Source organism: Psychrobacillus sp. L4, assembly GCF_042944905.1.
GTDB lineage: Bacteria > Bacillota > Bacilli > Bacillales_A > Planococcaceae > Psychrobacillus.
The window spans coordinates 2,458,361-2,475,545 of the sequence record NZ_CP168496.1 but is presented as its reverse complement, the minus strand read 5'-3'; the positions used below and the strand labels follow the sequence as shown (position 1 = coordinate 2,475,545).

Genomic DNA, 17,185 nt, shown 5'->3' with positions numbered 1-17,185 from the left:
TCTACCTGTTTTTTATAAAAAGGATCGTTTTACCTTTTCCCAGTAACTATTATTTTTTAATTTCACTGTTTTCACCACTTGATTACTTAATGCGATAGACACAGTCTCCACATGTTGTATACTTAAGGCTTCGTTGTCGGTGCTCATGGAAGGATAGTCATTCCAGTCTTTATGTAATTTAAGTTCAAGCGACCTACTACCACTCAAAATGAAGGAAGAACCAAGTGTTCTATATTCATTATTATTCATGGAAGCAATTTCTGTTACTTGGATACAAGGAAGTAGTGGGTCTACTATTGCTCCATTAAGCGACTTATTGTAAGCTGAGCTTCCAGTCGGAGTCGAAATAACCATTCCGTCGCCTCTAAACGTCTCAAAAAGTTTGCCGTCAATTATTATGTCCAATACAAAAGTTTTGATGATATTAGAACGTATGGTGAACTCATTTAAGCAATAAAATTTAGGGTTATGATTGACCGATAATTCCAGTAAAGGGTATTTACGAACTTCCATTTCATTCTGTAACACAGCTTCCGCCATTGCTTCCATATCTTCTATTAAAAAGTCGCAATACATACCTAATGTGCCTGTTGTTGAGATACCGGCATATAGACAATCTTCTCGGAATCCAGTCTTACGAACCGCTTGCAAAAAAGTACCATCTGAACCAATACTCACAATAATAGAAGCCTCGATATCGTTTTCAACAACTTGAAAGCCATATTGGTTTATGACTTTCGCTAAAACGTCTTTTTTTTGTAATGATTCTATGTCATTCTTAGTATAAAGATATATTGCATTTCGGGAGTTCATCTTGCATTCTCCTTTCAAATTAGAATGAGAGATAGCTACAGTGCCGTGCGCTTTTCTATATTTATTTTACCATTTTATGAAACGTTTAGGAATTCTTTTCGTATGTTATGAGGAGAACAAAAGGAGGAGCACCAATATGAATATGAAACGTTGGTTTGCCATTTTAGGAGCATCCATATTATTAGTAATATCAATCTTTGTAAACACTTTATCAGCTGTATTTTCAACGGACTGGACATCTTTAATGGATGAATTTGCATCTATATCTAATTCTGATTTTTATGAAACGGTATTAGAAGAAGGAGATATAGACAACCGAGTAGCTGTATTAACAGTCGATGGAACTATTCAGGATACGGGTAGTGCATCTTCCATTTTTGGAACAGAAAGCTACAATCATCAATTCTTCTTGCAACAATTAGATCAAGTAAAACAAGATGATTCTGTAAAAGCAATTGTGTTGCAAGTGAATTCCCCTGGTGGAGGAGTTGTCGAATCCGCTCAAATTTATAAAAAAATTAAAGAGATTCAAGACGAGACTGCAAAACCAATCTACGTTTCGATGGGAAGTATGGCAGCATCAGGGGGGTACTATATTTCGGCACCTGCAGATAAAATCTTTGTCAATAAAGAAACGATTACAGGCTCTATCGGTGTGATCATGCATAGCATTAATTATGGAAAATTGGCAGAAAAATATGGAGTAGAGTTTGTTACGATAAAGTCTGGTCCTTATAAGGATATCATGAGTCCAACAAGAGAAATGACAGAAGAAGAAAGAAATATGTTACAAGTTATGTTAAATGAATCGTATGAAGATTTTGTTGATATCGTTGCCCAAGGTCGTCATATGACAGTAGCAGAAGTGAAGAAAGTTGCAGATGGTCGAATTATGAGTGGACGACAAGCTGTAGCAGCTGGCCTGGCAGATGACATTGGCTATTTGGAAGATGTTATACAAGCAATAAAAACAGATCAAAAATTAGAAGATGCGGAAGTAATTGAATATGGCTACTCTCAAAGTCTTTCCTCCCTTTTTGCTCTGAAAGCCCAATCTTTCCTAGGGTTAGATATGGAATCAAAATTAATCGGTAAACTTATTGCAGACAATAGTGCACCGCGCATGATGTATTTATATGGTGACAGATAAGGAGGGTAAATGATGAGTGAATTTGTACAGAATGAAGAAAATATTGTGCAGGCGAATGAATCGCTAACCCAGCAAACCAGCGAAAAAACTACTGAATTTGAACGGAAATCTGCTGGTTTTTGGATAAGATTTTGGGCATATTTTTCGGATATATTAATCTTATCCTCTATTGGGATGTTATTAATCAAACCCATTTTCCGCTTATTTTCATTAGAGATAAACGACCCTACCTGGTATGCACCATTTACATTAATAACATCCTTTCTTTTTTACACATATTTTGTATTGATGACGAAATTTTTCAATCAAACGGTAGGAAAGATGATTTTTGGCATTCTAGTTATTTCAAAGAATAATGATAAACTTACATGGAGTACAATTCTATTTAGAGAGTGGATTGGTCGTCTGATTTCTGTTATTCCACTGAATCTTCCCTATCTTGTTGTAGCGTTTACACCGAAAAATCAGGCTATCCATGATATGATCGCAGATACTTTAGTTGTGCATGAATCCGTTTACGATAAAAAGGAAAAAGGTGTATACAAAGATACTTCGGTATCAAAAGAGTTGCAAGAGCAGAACATATTCTAGTAAGATGAACATAATGAAAAAGGAGGCTACATATTATGGCTCAAGTAACATTTAAAAATAATCCAGTAACATTAGTTGGAAAAGAAGTAGTAGTTGGAGAAAAAGCACCAAACTTTACAGTTCTAGCAAACGATTTATCAGCCGTAACACTTCAAGATTCAGCTGGTAAAGTTCGTTTAATCAGTGTAGTACCTTCCCTAGATACAGGCGTTTGTTCTACACAAACAAATAAATTCAATCAAAGTGCTGCGAGTTTAGGTGATGATGTGGTAATATTAACCATATCTGTAGACTTACCTTTTGCTCAAAAGCGTTGGTGTGGGGCTAATGCCGCAGATGCAATTCAGACTTTATCGGATCACCGCGACCTTTCTTTCGGAGAAGCATTTGGAGTGGTGATGCAAGAATTACGTTTGTTAGCTCGCGGTGTATTCGTAGTCGATAAAAATGATGTTGTTACTTACGCTGAATATGTGAGCGAAGGAACGGATCACCCAGACTATGAAAAAGCATTAGATGCAGTAAAAGCGTTAACTAACTAATAAAACAATCTAACCCACTCTAGTTAAGAGTGGGTTTTAATTTGAGGGATAAATATGCATACAAATGTCGAAAAAGTTTTTACGTTTATTGATCAAGAAAGTAGTTTTATAGAAGAACAGGAGTCTGTGACATATTTAGAAGGTGTTATTTACGCACTTGAATTATGGATTTCAGATAAAAAAACACCTTTAGTGACAAATCTTACTAAAGAGCAGATTAGAAAAGCGGTTCAACTTGCAATTCTAAAAGGGATGAAAAAGTCAGCCCAAGTAAACCATCAAATGACTCCTGATGCGATTGGATTATTGGTATCCTATTTTGTAAAGGAAATGACGAAAGACAAAAAAGAACTGGCAATTTTAGACCCAGCTTTAGGAACGGGTAATTTACTTTATACAATAATGAATGCTTTACCAAACGAGAATCATGCTTTTGGAGTAGAAATAGATGACTTACTAATCCAATTGGCAGCTCAAACAGGAGAATTACTTGCTTGTGATATTCAATTATTTAGACAAGATGCTTTAAAGCCTTTATTAATCGATCCTGCTGATATTGTTGTAAGTGATTTACCTGTAGGATATTATCCAGATGCTGAAACTGCAAGCGATTATTTCCTTCATAGTGAAGATGAAATGTCGTACGCTCATCATTTATTTATCGAACAATCGATGAAGCATGTAAAACCAGGTGGATACTTATACTTTTTAGTTCCGGACACTATTTTTGAATCAAAACAAGCCCCGAACCTCCATAAATTTTTGAAAGAACATGGCTGGATTCAAGCAGTTATTCAGTTTCCGTCTACTATTTTCAAAACAGTAGGGCAGGAAAAAAGTTTGCTAATTCTTCAAAAGAAAAGTGAAGATTTAAAAGCGCCAAGAGATGTATTACTTGCAAAAGTTCCAAATATGTCGAATAAAGAAGCGATGGAACTGTTCTTTAAAAAGATCGAAATATGGCAAGAAGAAAATTCTAAATGATAGTTGCTCGCTCCTAATGTGAACAGTACAATTAAAGTACTTGTTCAAAGAAGGGGCGTTTTTTAATGGTTAATATTTTAGCGATTAATGCAGGTAGCTCGTCTTTAAAATTTCAATTACTGAAAATGCCAGAAGAAAAAGTGATTGCAAAAGGCTTAATAGAGCGAATTGGTTTAAGCAATTCTATTTTTACAATGACGACACAAAATGAACGAATACAATTAATCGAACAAGTCAACAATCATACACAAGCCGTAAAACTATTAATGCATCAGTTAGTTGAAAAAGGAGTAATCAACACTTTAAATGATATTCAAGGAATAGGACATCGAGTTGTGCATGGGGGGGAAGTGTATAGTGATTCTGTTTTAATTACAGAAAAAGTAATGACAACATTAGAGGAACTTTCGGAACTTGCACCATTACATAATCCAGCAAATATTACAGGTATTCGAGAGTTTGCAAAAGAATTATCGGAAATTCCAGCGGTAGCTGTTTTTGATACAGCATTTCATCAAACGATGCCAGAAAGCTCATACTTATATTCCATTCCATATAATTACTATGAGAAATATGGCATTCGTAAGTATGGGTTTCATGGGACATCGCATAAGTATGTTGCTTATCGTGCCGCAGAGTTATTAAACCGGCCAATTGAAACGACTAGATTTATATCTTGTCATTTAGGAAACGGGGCTAGTATTGCTGCTATCGATCGTGGAAGATCCATAGATACTTCCATGGGGTTTACACCACTTGCAGGAGTAACGATGGGGACAAGATCTGGGAATATAGATCCAGCGCTTATTCCGTACTTAATGGAAAAGACGGGGAAAAGTGCAGAAGGAGTACTAGATATTTTAAACAAACAATCTGGAATGTTAGGTGTTTCTGGATTCTCAAGTGATTTACGTGAAATTGTAACAGAAGCTTCCAAGGGAAATGATCGCGCCCAGTTAGCGCTTGATGTATTTGCAAATCGTATACATAAATATATTGGATCTTACGCTGCTCGGATGAATGGCGTAGATGCTATTATTTTTACTGCAGGAATAGGAGAAAATAGCGAAGTTATTCGAGAAAAAGTTTTAAGTGGTCTTCAATTTATGGGCGTTTATTTGGATCATGATTTAAATAAACTACGTGGCAAGGAAACATTTATTAATTATCCTCATTCGCCAGTAAAAGTACTTGTTATTCCAACAAACGAAGAGATAATGATAGCAAGAGATACGATGAGATTAGCAGGATTATTCTAAATCTGTTGACAAGCTTTTTGTTCAGTCTAAGGAATTCACATCTTCGGACGCTACTTTTTCAGTGACTTCCAATTAGTCTCGGGTGAATAAAAATTGGTCTCGAAGTGTCATAAGTGCCACAAGGTTACCCAAAAAAATGGATCATGAAGTGACCTAGTCATTTCATAATCCATAACTCTAACGTTAATAGTGTAGCTGATGTTTCGTCCAAAGTACTCGAGAAATAGAGAAGACCAAATGCACTTAAAGGACGCTTGCATTTTTCGTAAAATTAATCGTCTTTTTCTTCCGTACGAACTACTAAAACATCACATGCTGCAGAACGAACAATGTATTCAGATACACTTCCTATAAGGAATCGCTCAACAGCATTTAGCCCAGTAGCTCCACAAATGATTAAATCTGCCTCTATTTTTTTCGCTATGTCTTTTGAAATCATTGTTTTGGGTGAACCATATTCAACTAAAACGTTTACATTGTGAACCCCACCTGCAATTGCCTCTTTTTTATAACCATCTAGTAAATCTTCAGCAAATACTTGTGCCCTTTCAGCAATCGAACGATCGTAAGCTTCAATTGCTGCAAATGATCTTGTATCAATGATATTGATTAAATTTAAAGTTGCATTATTTCTTGCAGCAATGGAAACTGATTTTTTATAAGCTAACTCTGCTTCTTTTGAACCATCGACAGCAACTAGAATTTGTTTGTATTTTAATGTCATGTTTAAAACCTCCTATTTCTTATTATATTTATATAATTCGAGATTTATTTCTGTATTCCTTCTATTTTTTAATAATAAGGAGATCTATCGAACTTTTCTAAGGTTATTTTTAAATTAATGAAGCATTTTAAATGTATAAATGATAAAATGAAGATGTTTTAAGTGTTTCAATTTATTTGAATCACTCTTTTTAAAATTAAATACATAAGGGGATATGGAAATGCGTATTGGTATACCAAAAGAAACTAAAAATAACGAAAACCGAGTGGCTATGACGCCAGCTGGTGTGGTTACTTTGAAACATAATAATCACGAAGTAATCATTGAAACAGGTGCTGGTTTAGGTTCTAGTTTTACGGATGAAGATTATATTGCTGCAGGAGCAACAATTGTACAAACTGCGGAAGAAGCTTGGAATCAAGAGATGGTTATGAAAGTTAAAGAACCTACTCATGAAGAATTTACATTAATTCGTGAAGAATCTATTCTCTTTACTTATTTACATCTAGCACCAGAAGAAGATTTGACGAAAGTGTTACTTGAGAAAAAGGTAACAGCTATTGCGTATGAAACGGTTCAGCTTCCAAATAACTCATTACCATTACTAACTCCGATGAGTGAAGTAGCAGGTCGTATGGCAACACAACTTGGTGCACAATATTTAGAGAAAATTAATGGTGGTAAAGGAATTTTACTTGGAGGAGTTCCAGGAGTATCACGTGCAAAAGTAGCAGTAGTTGGCGGTGGTATCGCTGGTACAAATGCTGCTCAAATTGCTGTCGGTATGGGAGCACAAGTTACAATTATCGATTTAAACCCTGACCGTCTTCGTCAATTAGAGGAATTGTTTGGCGGAAATGTGCAAACATTAATTTCAAACCCATATAATATTGGACAAGCAGTAAAAGAGGCAGATTTAGTAGTTGGTGCAGTTCTAATTCCAGGTGCTAAAGCTCCTAAACTTGTGTCAGAGGAAATGATTAAATCTATGTCTCCTGGTTCAGTTGTTATTGATATTGCAATTGACCAAGGTGGTATTTTTGAAACATCTGACCGCATCACAACACATGACAACCCAACTTATGAAAAACATGGTGTTGTACACTATGCAGTTGCTAACATGCCAGGAGCGGTGCCTAGAACTTCAACAATGGCGCTTACTAATGCAACGGTTCCATATGCTCTACAAATTGCAAACAAAGGATATAGACAAGCTTGCTTAGATAACCTTGCATTACAAAAAGGTATTAACACATTAGCTGGTCACGTTACTTTTAAAGCGGTTGCAGAAGCACAAGGACTTCCTTACGTAGACGCTGCTACACTTTTAAATTAATAAATAAATTTTGAACACCCAAAGGTTATTCATCACTTTGGGTGTTCTGTTATTTGAAAACAATAATGGAGTGAATGCAATTGGCTTATTTATTTGTTGGTATAGCAGGAGCATTAGGGGCTTTAACAAGATATTCGGTTGGACTCATACTTTATTCACATTCTATATTCCCCTTTGCAACACTAATAGTAAATCTAGTAGGTTGTTATCTTCTTCCTTTTTTATCATCAGCTGTTTTTCATAAAAGTAGACTCTCACCGAATGTACAAACAGCTATTACTACAGGTTTTCTAGGTTCTTTTACCACTTTTTCTGCTTTTAGTGTAGAAACAGTGAAATTATTGCAGCAAGGGGAAATTATATTTACTGTATTATACGTATTGATTAGTGTAGTTGGTGGGATTGTAATGAGTAATCTAGGATGGAAACATGAGGTGACAAGATGACTGCAATTGTTGCTGTATCTGTAGGTGGATTTCTAGGAGCTATCTTCCGATTTTATATTGCTCAAAAGTGGAATGGAAATGTGGAAGGTAAAATCCCTTTTGGGACACTTTTCGTCAATTTAAGTGGTTCTTTTTTATTGGGATTTATCGCAAGCTATAGCTTAAATGAAATGTATGTATTACTTCTAGGTACTGGGTTTTTAGGAGCATTTACCACTTTTTCTACTTTAAATAAGGAATTAGTAACACTTCAGAAACTGCCCCGAAAATGGATTCTATATTTCACGATTACTTATGCAGGTGGATTATGCTTAGCCTTTTTAGGGTATTCTATTGGAAAATAAAAGAGCACCCTAGGAAAAAAGGATTTTGTTTTTCTTATTAGAATGTATATGTAATTGGCTTTTTGGTAAGTTCTAGATGCATATGAATTCTGGATAATTAAGTTATGCCTCTAATCTTGCAAAGGCTCGATCTTGAATGTTTTATACTTTTACAGTCCTCAGTATATATGAATCAGCGATCAGGTGATTAGAGTAGGCGGAACCTGAAAAAAATAGATAGTATTTATTTATAAAGTAGCGCTGAGCGGACGAAATTGCATCTTCGTCCGCTTTTAAAATAGTAGGCAAGGATCAATTCTCTCATTAACCAAACTTTGTGCACTTTGTCTCTACACATTTCAAGAGAGTGACGGACAAACCTCCGCCACAAGATTACCGAAAAAAGAGTACCTGGAAGTGACGCAGTCACTTCCAGGTACTCCATAAAATTCTTCGTTAGTAGTGTAGCGTATGTTTCGTCCAAAGCACTCAGGAAATAGTAAAGATAGTATGCATATAAAGGACACTTGCACTTTTCTTATAAAATTATTAACTCTTTCGGGAACTTTGTAAGCACTTCTACGCCATCTTCGGTAACAACAACGTCATCTTCAATGCGCACACCAGTAATTTCAGGATGATAAATGCCTGGTTCGATTGTAAATACCATGCCAGTTTCTAATTTCATCTCATTTACACCAGTGATGGATGGGAATTCGTGCACGGAAATCCCAAGTCCATGCCCTAAGCGATGAGTGAAATACTCTCCGTAACCTGCTTCCGTAATAACATCGCGTGCAATTTTATCAAGAGCCATTGCAGTTATTCCCGGTTTCACTGCATTTACAGCAGCTTCTTCGGCACGGCGAACAGTTTCATAAATTTCACGTTTCTCAGCGGAAGGTTCTCCGAAAGCTACTGTTCTTGTAATGTCAGAGCAATAACCGTTGTAAATAACACCTAGGTCAAATAATATTAAATCCCCTTTTTGGATTTTGCGATCCCCTGGCTTACCATGAGGAGAAGCTGTTTTAGGACCACTTAGGACCATTGTATCAAATGACATTTGAGATGCGCCTTTGTCTTTTACCGCTAACTCAATCGCCGTTAATATTTCTAACTCAGTTTTTCCTTCCGCAATTTCTTTGCAACCAACTTCAATTGCGTAATCGGCAAGCTCAGCAGCTTTTCGCATGTTAACTAATTCTTCTTCTGTTTTAATTACGCGTAGCTCATTTATCTTTTCATCAATTCTTGAAATTTGAATGGAAGGAATTCTCTCTTGAATAGCTTCTTGACGCTCTACAGTTAAATGAGCCTTTTCAATTGCTAAAGTATTAATAGTGCCTATATTATCTTGAATTGTTTGAACAACAATATCCCAAGCATTTTCTGTATCTTGATGTCCAACAATTTTACCGGCCCACCCGGTTGCAGTTGCATCTGGAATTTCCATTTGTGGACAAATAATAAAAGGTGTTGCTTCTTTATAAATTAATACGCCTAGTAAACGTTCATGCGGATTACTTCTAAATCCAGTAAAATAAAAAACATTGTCTGGAGTTGTTATAAAAGCGGCATCAATATTGTTGGATTGTAAATAGTTTTGAATTTTTTCTACTTGTTTCATTTTGGCACCTCTTTTTAATTTATAATTTAAGAATAGCAGAATAGAGGATTTCTAGCATTAAAGTTGAATGAAATATAGAAAGAAAAAACTAATTAAAAGGAGAATTGACAATGCAAATAAGTTATCATGGGCATTCGGTAGTGAAAATTAAAACAGGAAAATATACAATATTAATTGATCCATTTATTTCAGGGAATGGAATGACAGATTTGAACGCCTCTGATGAAAGCCCAGACGCTATCTTGTTAACGCATGGTCATAATGATCATGTTGGTGACACAATTGATATTGCAAAACAAAGTAATGCACTTGTTGTTGCACCCTTTGAGCTTGCCGAATATCTAGCAACGCAAGGAATCACTACCCATGAAATGGGATTAGGTGGAGCTTATCAATTTGATTTTGGAAAAGTTAAATACACTCATGCTTTTCATAGTTCTTCATTTGATACTTCAGATATTGGGACTATTTATACCGGAATGCCAGGAGGAATCTTGTTTACGGCAGAAGGCAAGACTATATATCATGCGGGAGACACCGCTCTTTTTGGGGACATGAAACTGATTGGTGATCGAAACAATATCGATGTTGCCTTTTTACCAATTGGAGATAATTTTACAATGGGACCAGAAGATGCTGCTTATGCGACAGAACTTCTAAAACCAAGAATAGTAGTACCAATTCATTACAATACATTTCCAGTCATTCAACAAGATCCAAATCATTTTAAAGTGTTAGTGACAAATTCCGAAGTTCAAATTCTAAATGCTGGAGGAATTGTGCAACTGTAGCTTACTAAGAAAATGTGAATAATGTGGTACAATAAACGTACAACAATCGTTTGGATGTGACTACATGACAACAAAACATGAGCAAATTTTAGCATATATAGAAAAGCTCCCAGTTGGAGATAAAATATCTGTTAGAAAAATTGCAAAAGATCTAACTGTAAGTGAAGGAACTGCTTACCGAGCGATAAAAGAAGCAGAAACAAGAAGGATTGTTAGTACAATCGAACGTGTCGGAACAATCCGAATTGAATTAAAGAAAAAAGAGCATTTTGAACGATTAACATTTGCGGAAGTTGTAAATATAGTCGATGGTCAAGTTTTAGGCGGAAAAGCCGGTCTACATAAGACACTAAATAAATTTGTTATTGGTGCAATGCAAGTAGAAGATATGATGCGTTATATAGGACCTAGCAATTTACTAATAGTAGGAAATCGTCTCCAAGTGCATGAACATGGATTGCTTGCTGGAGCAGCCGTACTTGTAACGGGTGGCTTTGACGTATCAGAAAAAATAACAAAACTAGCGGATGATTTAGAGTTACCTGTTATTTCAACGAGCTATGATACTTTTACAGTTGCTACAATGATTAATCGTGCAATAGACGATCAACTTATAAAAAAAGATGTATTGCTTATTGAAGATATATATATTCCTTTAAAAGATACGTCCTTTCTACAAACAAATGATTTTGTAAAGCGATACCGAGAATTGAACCAATTAACGACTCACGGAGGTTTTCCGGTTGTAGATGCATCCAATAAATTAGTAGGTATTGTAACAGCAAGAGATGTTATTGGTAAAGAGAGTCATGAACTCGTGGAGAAAGTGATGACGAAAAACCCTATTTCCATTACGTTGAAAACAAGCGTTGCTTCTGCAAGCCATCGAATGATTTGGGAAGGAATTGATTTGTTGCCTGTAGTTAAAGATAATAATAATTTAGAAGGAGTCATAAGTAGACAAGACGTGCTAAAAGCATTGCAAGCTGCCTCCAGACAACCGCAAAACGGAGAGACAATTGACGATATTGTAAAACAACAAATAAAGGTAATTTCTATAGAGGAGTTCATTTTTGAGTTTGTCGTTACCCCTCAGATGACCAATCATTATGGGGCTATGTCTTATGGAGCCTTTTCCATTCTTTTGACTGAAACTGGATCCCAAACGTTGAAAATTCGCAAACGTGGAGAAAGCGTAGTGGAAAATATGACTATATATTACACGAAACCAATACAATTAGAAAGTATACTTCGTGTAAACGTCAAAGTGTTAGAGATGAGTCGAAAAGTAGCGAAAATGGACTTAGAAGTATTTAATGACAAACAACTTGTAGGAAAAGCAATGATCACGTACCAACTGCTAGAACGTTAATAAAAATGATGCAGCTCTTAAGCTGCATCATTTGTTTAACTCTACTTCCTCTTGAACAAATTGTCCGTAATGCTTGAATACTTTATAATTATAATACATAAAATAACCACCTATTAAGATAAATAAAGCGGAGATTACATATGTAACGGACGATGGAAATACAATGATAAAATTTAATCCAAAAGACAATAAAAATGCACCTAAACAAATAGAAGCCTTCGCTGAAAACCATTTTTTCCGAATAGGTAGTGAAGTACGAAACTGTTTTGTTTTAAAATAAAAATACCATACAAAAGAAACGATAATTGCTAATATAAATATTCCATTAAGAAACATAATGAACCTCCAATAAAAAAATAAGCTTTCATTATTGTATAGGTTAATTTGTGAAAATACGAATAGAAAACTTGATTAAATGGAGGAAATGAAATGAAAAGACAAATCATTGACACAATCGAAGAGGCTAACAAAATAATTATACATCGACATGTAAGGCCTGATCCGGATGCTTATGGTTCTCAAATTGGATTAAAAGAGTTAATTTCATTTAATTTTCCACAAAAAAAAGTATTAGCAACAGGAAAACATGAAAATACATTAGACTTCTTAGCTCATCCTGATAACGTTACAGATGACGATTTCAGGGATGCTTTAATTATTATTACGGATACTGCAAATACGGAAAGAATAGATGATGAGCGATACAAGTTAGGTAAAGCAATCATTAAAATAGATCATCATCCAAATGATGATGCGTATGGTGATCTATTATGGGTGGATACGAACTCAAGCTCCACAAGTGAAATGATTTGTGAACTATTTGATGAAGCGAAGGATTATAAGGGTTGGAAAATGAATGCAAGTATTGCGAGATTGCTGTTTGCAGGAATAGTTGGGGACACTGGAAGGTTCATGTTTCAAAGTACTACATTGCAAACAATGACCTATGCAGGAGCGCTACTTTCTTATGGATTTGATCGTACGGAATTGTTTAACGGAATGTATGAAGTGGATAGAAACTTGCTCCATTTAAAAGGGTATGTTTACGAAAACTTTAGCATGGTTGAAAACGGGGTCGGATTTGTTAAACTGACAACAGAGATTTTACAGAAATACAATGTTGCTGAATCTGAGGCTTCCTTATTAGTAGGATCTTTAGCAGATGTAAGAGGAATGAGATGTTGGGTATTCTTCATTGAAGATACAAAAGAAATCAGAGTACGTCTCCGCTCAAAAGGCCCTATTATTAATGTGATTGCAAAAAAATATGGTGGCGGTGGTCATCCGCTTGCTTCCGGTGCTTCCGTAAAAACTTGGGAGGAAGCAGATCAGGTAATTGAGGATTTAAAAAAGTTGTAAATTGAGGTGTTATATATGGTAACGGTATATCCACAAATAGTAACTTCAGCGGATATGCTGAAAAGTACGATTCAATTGGAGCAACTTATCCAAAAACTGAAATTGAATAATGCCAAGGCAGCCTCCATTACAAACAGCAGATTGTATGGTATGTTGCCTTTTTGGCACGAATTAAAAAAACACCAAATTCATCCAGTAATAGGACTTTCGATTAAAATAAAATTAGATAATCATCCTAGCTCCATAATACTTTACGCTAAAAATAGTAATGGATATGAAAATATCCTGAAAATATCAAGTAGCTTAGAAACTAGAGAGTTATCTGAACTACCGATAAAATGGTTGCAAGCATACAAAGAGGGATTAATCGTCGTCTATAAATGCGACGATTCCTTTACTCCTAATACAATGGGTGAATTAGCTGAAATCGTCGGTCCTACAAATTTATACGCTGGAATTGAACGTCCAAATGGGATAAAGCAAGAAATAGAAGTGGAAATTACCTCATTTGCGGAGAAACTTTCAATACCAATTACTGCTTTTCATATGAGTCGGTACATAGAGAAAGAAGATGCGTTTGCTTTTGAAGTATTAAACGCGATGGATCAATCAGTTAAAATGACTGATCGTAATCGATTAAAGCCTTCCGATCATTCATTTCATGTACTTTCAAGTGAAGAATGGTTCGATTGGTTTTCAGACGTTCCGGAGTGGCTTGAAAACACAGAAAAGATGTTAGAAAGTTGTCAGGTATCATTTGAACAGCCATCCCAATATATGCCTAAGTATCAGTTACCACAATCCATTTTAGCAAAAGACTACTTACGTGACCTTTGTGAAGAAGGATTAAAAATTCGAGTGAAAAGTATCTCGCCAAAGTATGTCGAACGTTTAAATTATGAGCTTCAAATCATCGGTCAGATGAATTATGAAGATTATTTTTTAATTGTGCAAGATTTTATAAAATTTGCGAAACAAGCAGGAATCTTAACTGGACCAGGACGGGGATCTTCCGCAAGTTCACTCGTTGCTTATTCGCTTTTCATAACCGATGTAGACCCGCTCGAGTATGGTCTCTTGTTTGAACGCTTTTTAAATCCGGAACGTATTACCTTGCCAGATATTGACATTGATTTTGCTGATTCAAAGAGAATGGAAGTAATTCAATACGTAGCTGAAAAATATGGTAAACAAAATGTATCTCAAATTATCACATTCGGAACACTATCGGCAAAAGCAGTAGCAAGAGAAGTGGCTAGAGTGTTTGGATTTGAATCATCCACACTAGAGGCTATCTCTTCCTTCATTCCTTCTAAACTAGGGATTTCTTTAAAAGAAGCGTACGACCAATCTCAAAAACTACGTGAGTTCATCGCAACAGAAGAAATTCGAAAAAAATGGTTTGACGTAGCATTGGCATTAGAAGGGTTACCTAGAAATGCCTCTACACATGCTGCAGGTGTCATATTATCACCAGTACCACTTGTGGATGTAGTTCCAATCCAAAATGGTCATGATGATATATTTTTAACACAATGGCCAATGAAAGAAATAGAACAGATCGGCTTGCTCAAAATGGATTTTCTAGGTTTACGAAATTTAACAATTATCGATCGTATATTAAATCTGATTAACTATAAAAAATCGTCCCAAATAACCTTAGATACTATTCCATTAGATGATGAGCATACTTTTCAACTTTTACAAAACGGGGATGCGACAGGTGTATTTCAATTAGAATCTGCAGGAATGCGAAATGCACTAAAACAAATAAAACCGACAAAGTTCGAAGATATAGTTGCGGTAAATGCACTCTATAGACCAGGTCCGATGGAAAGTATTCCGCTCTATGCAAAAAGAAAATTAGGACAGCAAGCGGTTACGTATGAACATCCAGTATTAGAGCCCATTTTGAAAGAAACATATGGTATTATCGTCTATCAAGAGCAAATTATGCAAATCGCTTCACAAATGGCAGGCTTTACTTTTGGAGAAGCGGATTTACTTAGAAGAGCAGTAAGTAAAAAAAATAGAGAAATACTTCAAAAAGAAAGAACTCATTTTATTGAAAAGGCAAAACTACTTGGACATACAGAAGCTGCTGCTTCATCCGTTTATGATTTAATTGTTCGATTTGCAGATTATGGATTTCCTAAGAGCCATGCAGTAGCATATAGTATTATTTCATATCAGATGGCTTTTTTAAAAGCCCATTTTCCGGTTGAATTTTACTGTGCCCTATTAAGTTCGGCTACAGGGAATCAGGAGAAAATAAATCAGCTATTAATGGAAATGAAACAAAAAGGTATTAAAGTTTTACCACCATCTATTCAAAATAGCCAGCCCTACTTTTCCGTTGAGAACGGGGCTGTGAGATTTGGATTACAAGCTATTAAAGGGGTTTCACATACGTTTACACAAAAGCTATTGCAGCAAAGAGTGACTAAAACAAAAAACTGGATGGATATTTTTGAATTCGCCTCTGATTTAAGTGCTATCCATTTTACCAGAAAAAATATAGAACCTCTGATTAAAGCAGGAGCATTGGATGAATTGAAAGAAGAAAGGGCAACGTTACTGGCAACATTAGATCCAGCGGTAAAATACGCGGAACTTGTTAGTCCAACAGAAGAAAATGATTTGTTTGGCGGGGACGCTTCTCATTTTGGAAAATCAAAATATATAAAATCCGATCCATTGCCATTAATGATAAAGCTTCAATTTGAAAAAGAAGTACTTGGCCAATATTTTTCGGAACATCCAACTGTTTCTGTGAAGAAAACTGTCTCTGAAAGAATCGACAACATATGGGATGTGCAACAGTCAACAAAAGAATGGAAAGTAAAAATAGTTGGCCTTATTCAAGAAATTAAAAGGATTCGCACAAAAAAAGGAGAGTCCATGGCTTTTGTAACTGTACAAGATGAAACTGGAAGTATTTCTGTTATTTTATTTCCTGAAGAGTATACAAGATTTAATTTATTATTAGAGGAGCAGACAATCATAAGGATAGAAGGAAAATCTGAACGGCGAAATGGAAGAACTCAAATAATAACCAAATTAATATCAAATGACTAGGGCTCCGCATTCCAAATTAAAGATTGTTTAGCCTAGACTGTACTCTTTTGTACAGTTTTTTCTTTACGTTTTGACAAATATTTTGTATGCTAGTAACTATCAGTGGTCAGACCACTTTGTAATAAATGGAAGAGTGAGGATGTATGAATCCCAAAAATAACTCAAGCAAAATGTTTTTAGAGATTGTTAAGCGACTGAGAGAGCTTATTAAAGAAGAAAATGTTGCAGTTGGTGGTAAACTGCCCTCTGAAAGAGAATTAGCAGAAAGAATGCAGGTTGGCAGGTCAACTGTAAGAGAAGCGCTCAGAAGTTTAGAATTACTTGGATTAATTGAAACAAGAAGAGGGGAAGGAACTTTTCTTTCTGATTTTCGTAAACATCAATTAGTTGAGTTATTATCTACTTTTGTTTTACAAGAATCTAAGTCTAAAAAAGACGTACACAAGACAAGGGAAACACTAGAAAAAGAAGCGATTCGAACAATATGCACCTCAGAAAACTTTTCAAGACAGTTCATTTGGGATGCGTTCCTACTTAAATTGCAAAATGAAGAGGTAATTCGTGAGGATATCATTAGAGAAATAATTATTATATCCGATAATCGCCTTGCATTGAAAGTATGGTTTTTGTTAAAACAATTTGCTGGGGAACCTTATAGAAATCCAATGGGAACAGAAGAAAAAGAAACGTGGAGAAAATTGCTCAATGGCTTGAAAAATAGAGATGAACAATTGGCAGTAACTCTATATAACGAATGGCTTTTGTTAATTCAATAAGGAAGAATTAT

The 17,185-nt window shown here is 35.4% G+C and carries 17 protein-coding genes; 13 read left to right on the top strand and 4 right to left on the bottom strand.

The genetic code is table 11. The annotated features are described in order from the left end of the window. Positions 1-12 precede the first annotated feature (12 nt). Positions 13-813, bottom strand: coding sequence for an NAD kinase (locus ACEPXG_RS11910; RefSeq protein WP_391202582.1), 801 nt, complete (start codon positions 811-813; stop codon positions 13-15). 136 nt (positions 814-949) lie between these two features. Here ACEPXG_RS11910 and sppA point away from each other — a divergent pair, with 136 nt between their 5' ends. The 5 genes from sppA to ACEPXG_RS11885 all read left to right on the top strand — a co-directional run bounded on the left by sppA (position 950) and on the right by ACEPXG_RS11885 (position 5,339). Next, entirely contained in the window at positions 950-1,963 is a 1,014-nt protein-coding gene (gene sppA, locus ACEPXG_RS11905) for a signal peptide peptidase SppA (RefSeq protein ID WP_391202579.1), read from the top strand. Between the two features lie 9 nt (positions 1,964-1,972). After that, positions 1,973-2,554, top strand: a complete 582-nt coding sequence (locus tag ACEPXG_RS11900; RefSeq protein WP_391202576.1) for an RDD family protein — start codon at positions 1,973-1,975, stop codon at positions 2,552-2,554. A gap of 35 nt (positions 2,555-2,589) precedes the next feature. Continuing rightward, complete coding sequence (gene tpx, locus ACEPXG_RS11895; RefSeq protein ID WP_391202573.1) at positions 2,590-3,096, top strand: thiol peroxidase; 507 nt, start codon at positions 2,590-2,592, stop codon at positions 3,094-3,096. 54 nt (positions 3,097-3,150) lie between these two features. Next, a complete protein-coding gene (locus ACEPXG_RS11890; RefSeq protein ID WP_391202570.1) occupies positions 3,151-4,080 on the top strand; it encodes a class I SAM-dependent methyltransferase in 930 nt (309 codons plus the stop codon). Between the two features lie 65 nt (positions 4,081-4,145). Beyond that, positions 4,146-5,339: an acetate kinase gene (locus ACEPXG_RS11885; RefSeq protein ID WP_391202567.1), complete on the top strand. Its 1,194-nt coding sequence runs from the start codon at positions 4,146-4,148 to the stop codon at positions 5,337-5,339. A 271-nt stretch (positions 5,340-5,610) separates the two neighbouring features. On the opposite strand, the gene ACEPXG_RS11880 is transcribed toward ACEPXG_RS11885, so the two are convergent. Next, positions 5,611-6,063 carry a universal stress protein gene (locus ACEPXG_RS11880; RefSeq protein ID WP_391202564.1) on the bottom strand — a complete coding sequence of 151 codons (453 nt, stop codon included), beginning with the start codon at positions 6,061-6,063 and terminating at the stop codon, positions 5,611-5,613. A 220-nt stretch (positions 6,064-6,283) separates the two neighbouring features. Between ACEPXG_RS11880 and ald the strand changes: the two genes are divergently transcribed. From ald to ACEPXG_RS11865, 3 genes are all read left to right on the top strand, one after another. Continuing rightward, positions 6,284-7,399 (top strand): alanine dehydrogenase, encoded by a 1,116-nt coding sequence (gene ald, locus ACEPXG_RS11875; protein ID WP_391202562.1) that lies wholly within the window; start codon positions 6,284-6,286, stop codon positions 7,397-7,399. A gap of 74 nt (positions 7,400-7,473) precedes the next feature. After that, positions 7,474-7,845, top strand: coding sequence for a fluoride efflux transporter CrcB (gene crcB / locus ACEPXG_RS11870; protein WP_391202559.1), 372 nt, complete (start codon positions 7,474-7,476; stop codon positions 7,843-7,845). Beyond that, positions 7,842-8,189: a fluoride efflux transporter FluC gene (locus tag ACEPXG_RS11865; RefSeq protein WP_391202556.1), complete on the top strand. Its 348-nt coding sequence runs from the start codon at positions 7,842-7,844 to the stop codon at positions 8,187-8,189. The genes crcB and ACEPXG_RS11865 overlap by 4 nt, the downstream gene beginning before the upstream one ends. Positions 8,190-8,706: 517 nt before the next feature. On the opposite strand, the gene ACEPXG_RS11860 is transcribed toward ACEPXG_RS11865, so the two are convergent. Then, complete coding sequence (locus ACEPXG_RS11860) at positions 8,707-9,798, bottom strand: M24 family metallopeptidase (protein ID WP_391202553.1); 1,092 nt, start codon at positions 9,796-9,798, stop codon at positions 8,707-8,709. A gap of 110 nt (positions 9,799-9,908) precedes the next feature. On the opposite strand from ACEPXG_RS11860, the gene ACEPXG_RS11855 reads away from it, so the two are divergent. Then, the gene (locus tag ACEPXG_RS11855) at positions 9,909-10,589 is read left to right on the top strand and encodes a metal-dependent hydrolase (RefSeq protein WP_391202550.1); all 681 of its coding nucleotides are present in this window, start codon (positions 9,909-9,911) and stop codon (positions 10,587-10,589) included. Between the two features lie 64 nt (positions 10,590-10,653). Continuing rightward, the gene (locus ACEPXG_RS11850; RefSeq protein ID WP_391202547.1) at positions 10,654-11,961 is read left to right on the top strand and encodes a DRTGG domain-containing protein; all 1,308 of its coding nucleotides are present in this window, start codon (positions 10,654-10,656) and stop codon (positions 11,959-11,961) included. A gap of 27 nt (positions 11,962-11,988) precedes the next feature. On the opposite strand, the gene ACEPXG_RS11845 is transcribed toward ACEPXG_RS11850, so the two are convergent. Beyond that, positions 11,989-12,297, bottom strand: a complete 309-nt coding sequence (locus tag ACEPXG_RS11845; RefSeq protein WP_391202544.1) for a YtpI family protein — start codon at positions 12,295-12,297, stop codon at positions 11,989-11,991. 93 nt (positions 12,298-12,390) lie between these two features. Here ACEPXG_RS11845 and ACEPXG_RS11840 point away from each other — a divergent pair, with 93 nt between their 5' ends. The 3 genes from ACEPXG_RS11840 (at position 12,391) to ACEPXG_RS11830 (ending at position 17,174) form a co-directional block, all read left to right on the top strand. After that, the gene (locus ACEPXG_RS11840) at positions 12,391-13,320 is read left to right on the top strand and encodes a DHH family phosphoesterase (RefSeq protein ID WP_391202541.1); all 930 of its coding nucleotides are present in this window, start codon (positions 12,391-12,393) and stop codon (positions 13,318-13,320) included. A gap of 15 nt (positions 13,321-13,335) precedes the next feature. Further along, positions 13,336-16,398: a DNA polymerase III subunit alpha gene (gene dnaE / locus ACEPXG_RS11835; protein ID WP_391202538.1), complete on the top strand. Its 3,063-nt coding sequence runs from the start codon at positions 13,336-13,338 to the stop codon at positions 16,396-16,398. Between the two features lie 143 nt (positions 16,399-16,541). After that, the gene (locus ACEPXG_RS11830; protein WP_391202535.1) at positions 16,542-17,174 is read left to right on the top strand and encodes a FadR/GntR family transcriptional regulator; all 633 of its coding nucleotides are present in this window, start codon (positions 16,542-16,544) and stop codon (positions 17,172-17,174) included. Positions 17,175-17,185 lie beyond the last annotated feature (11 nt).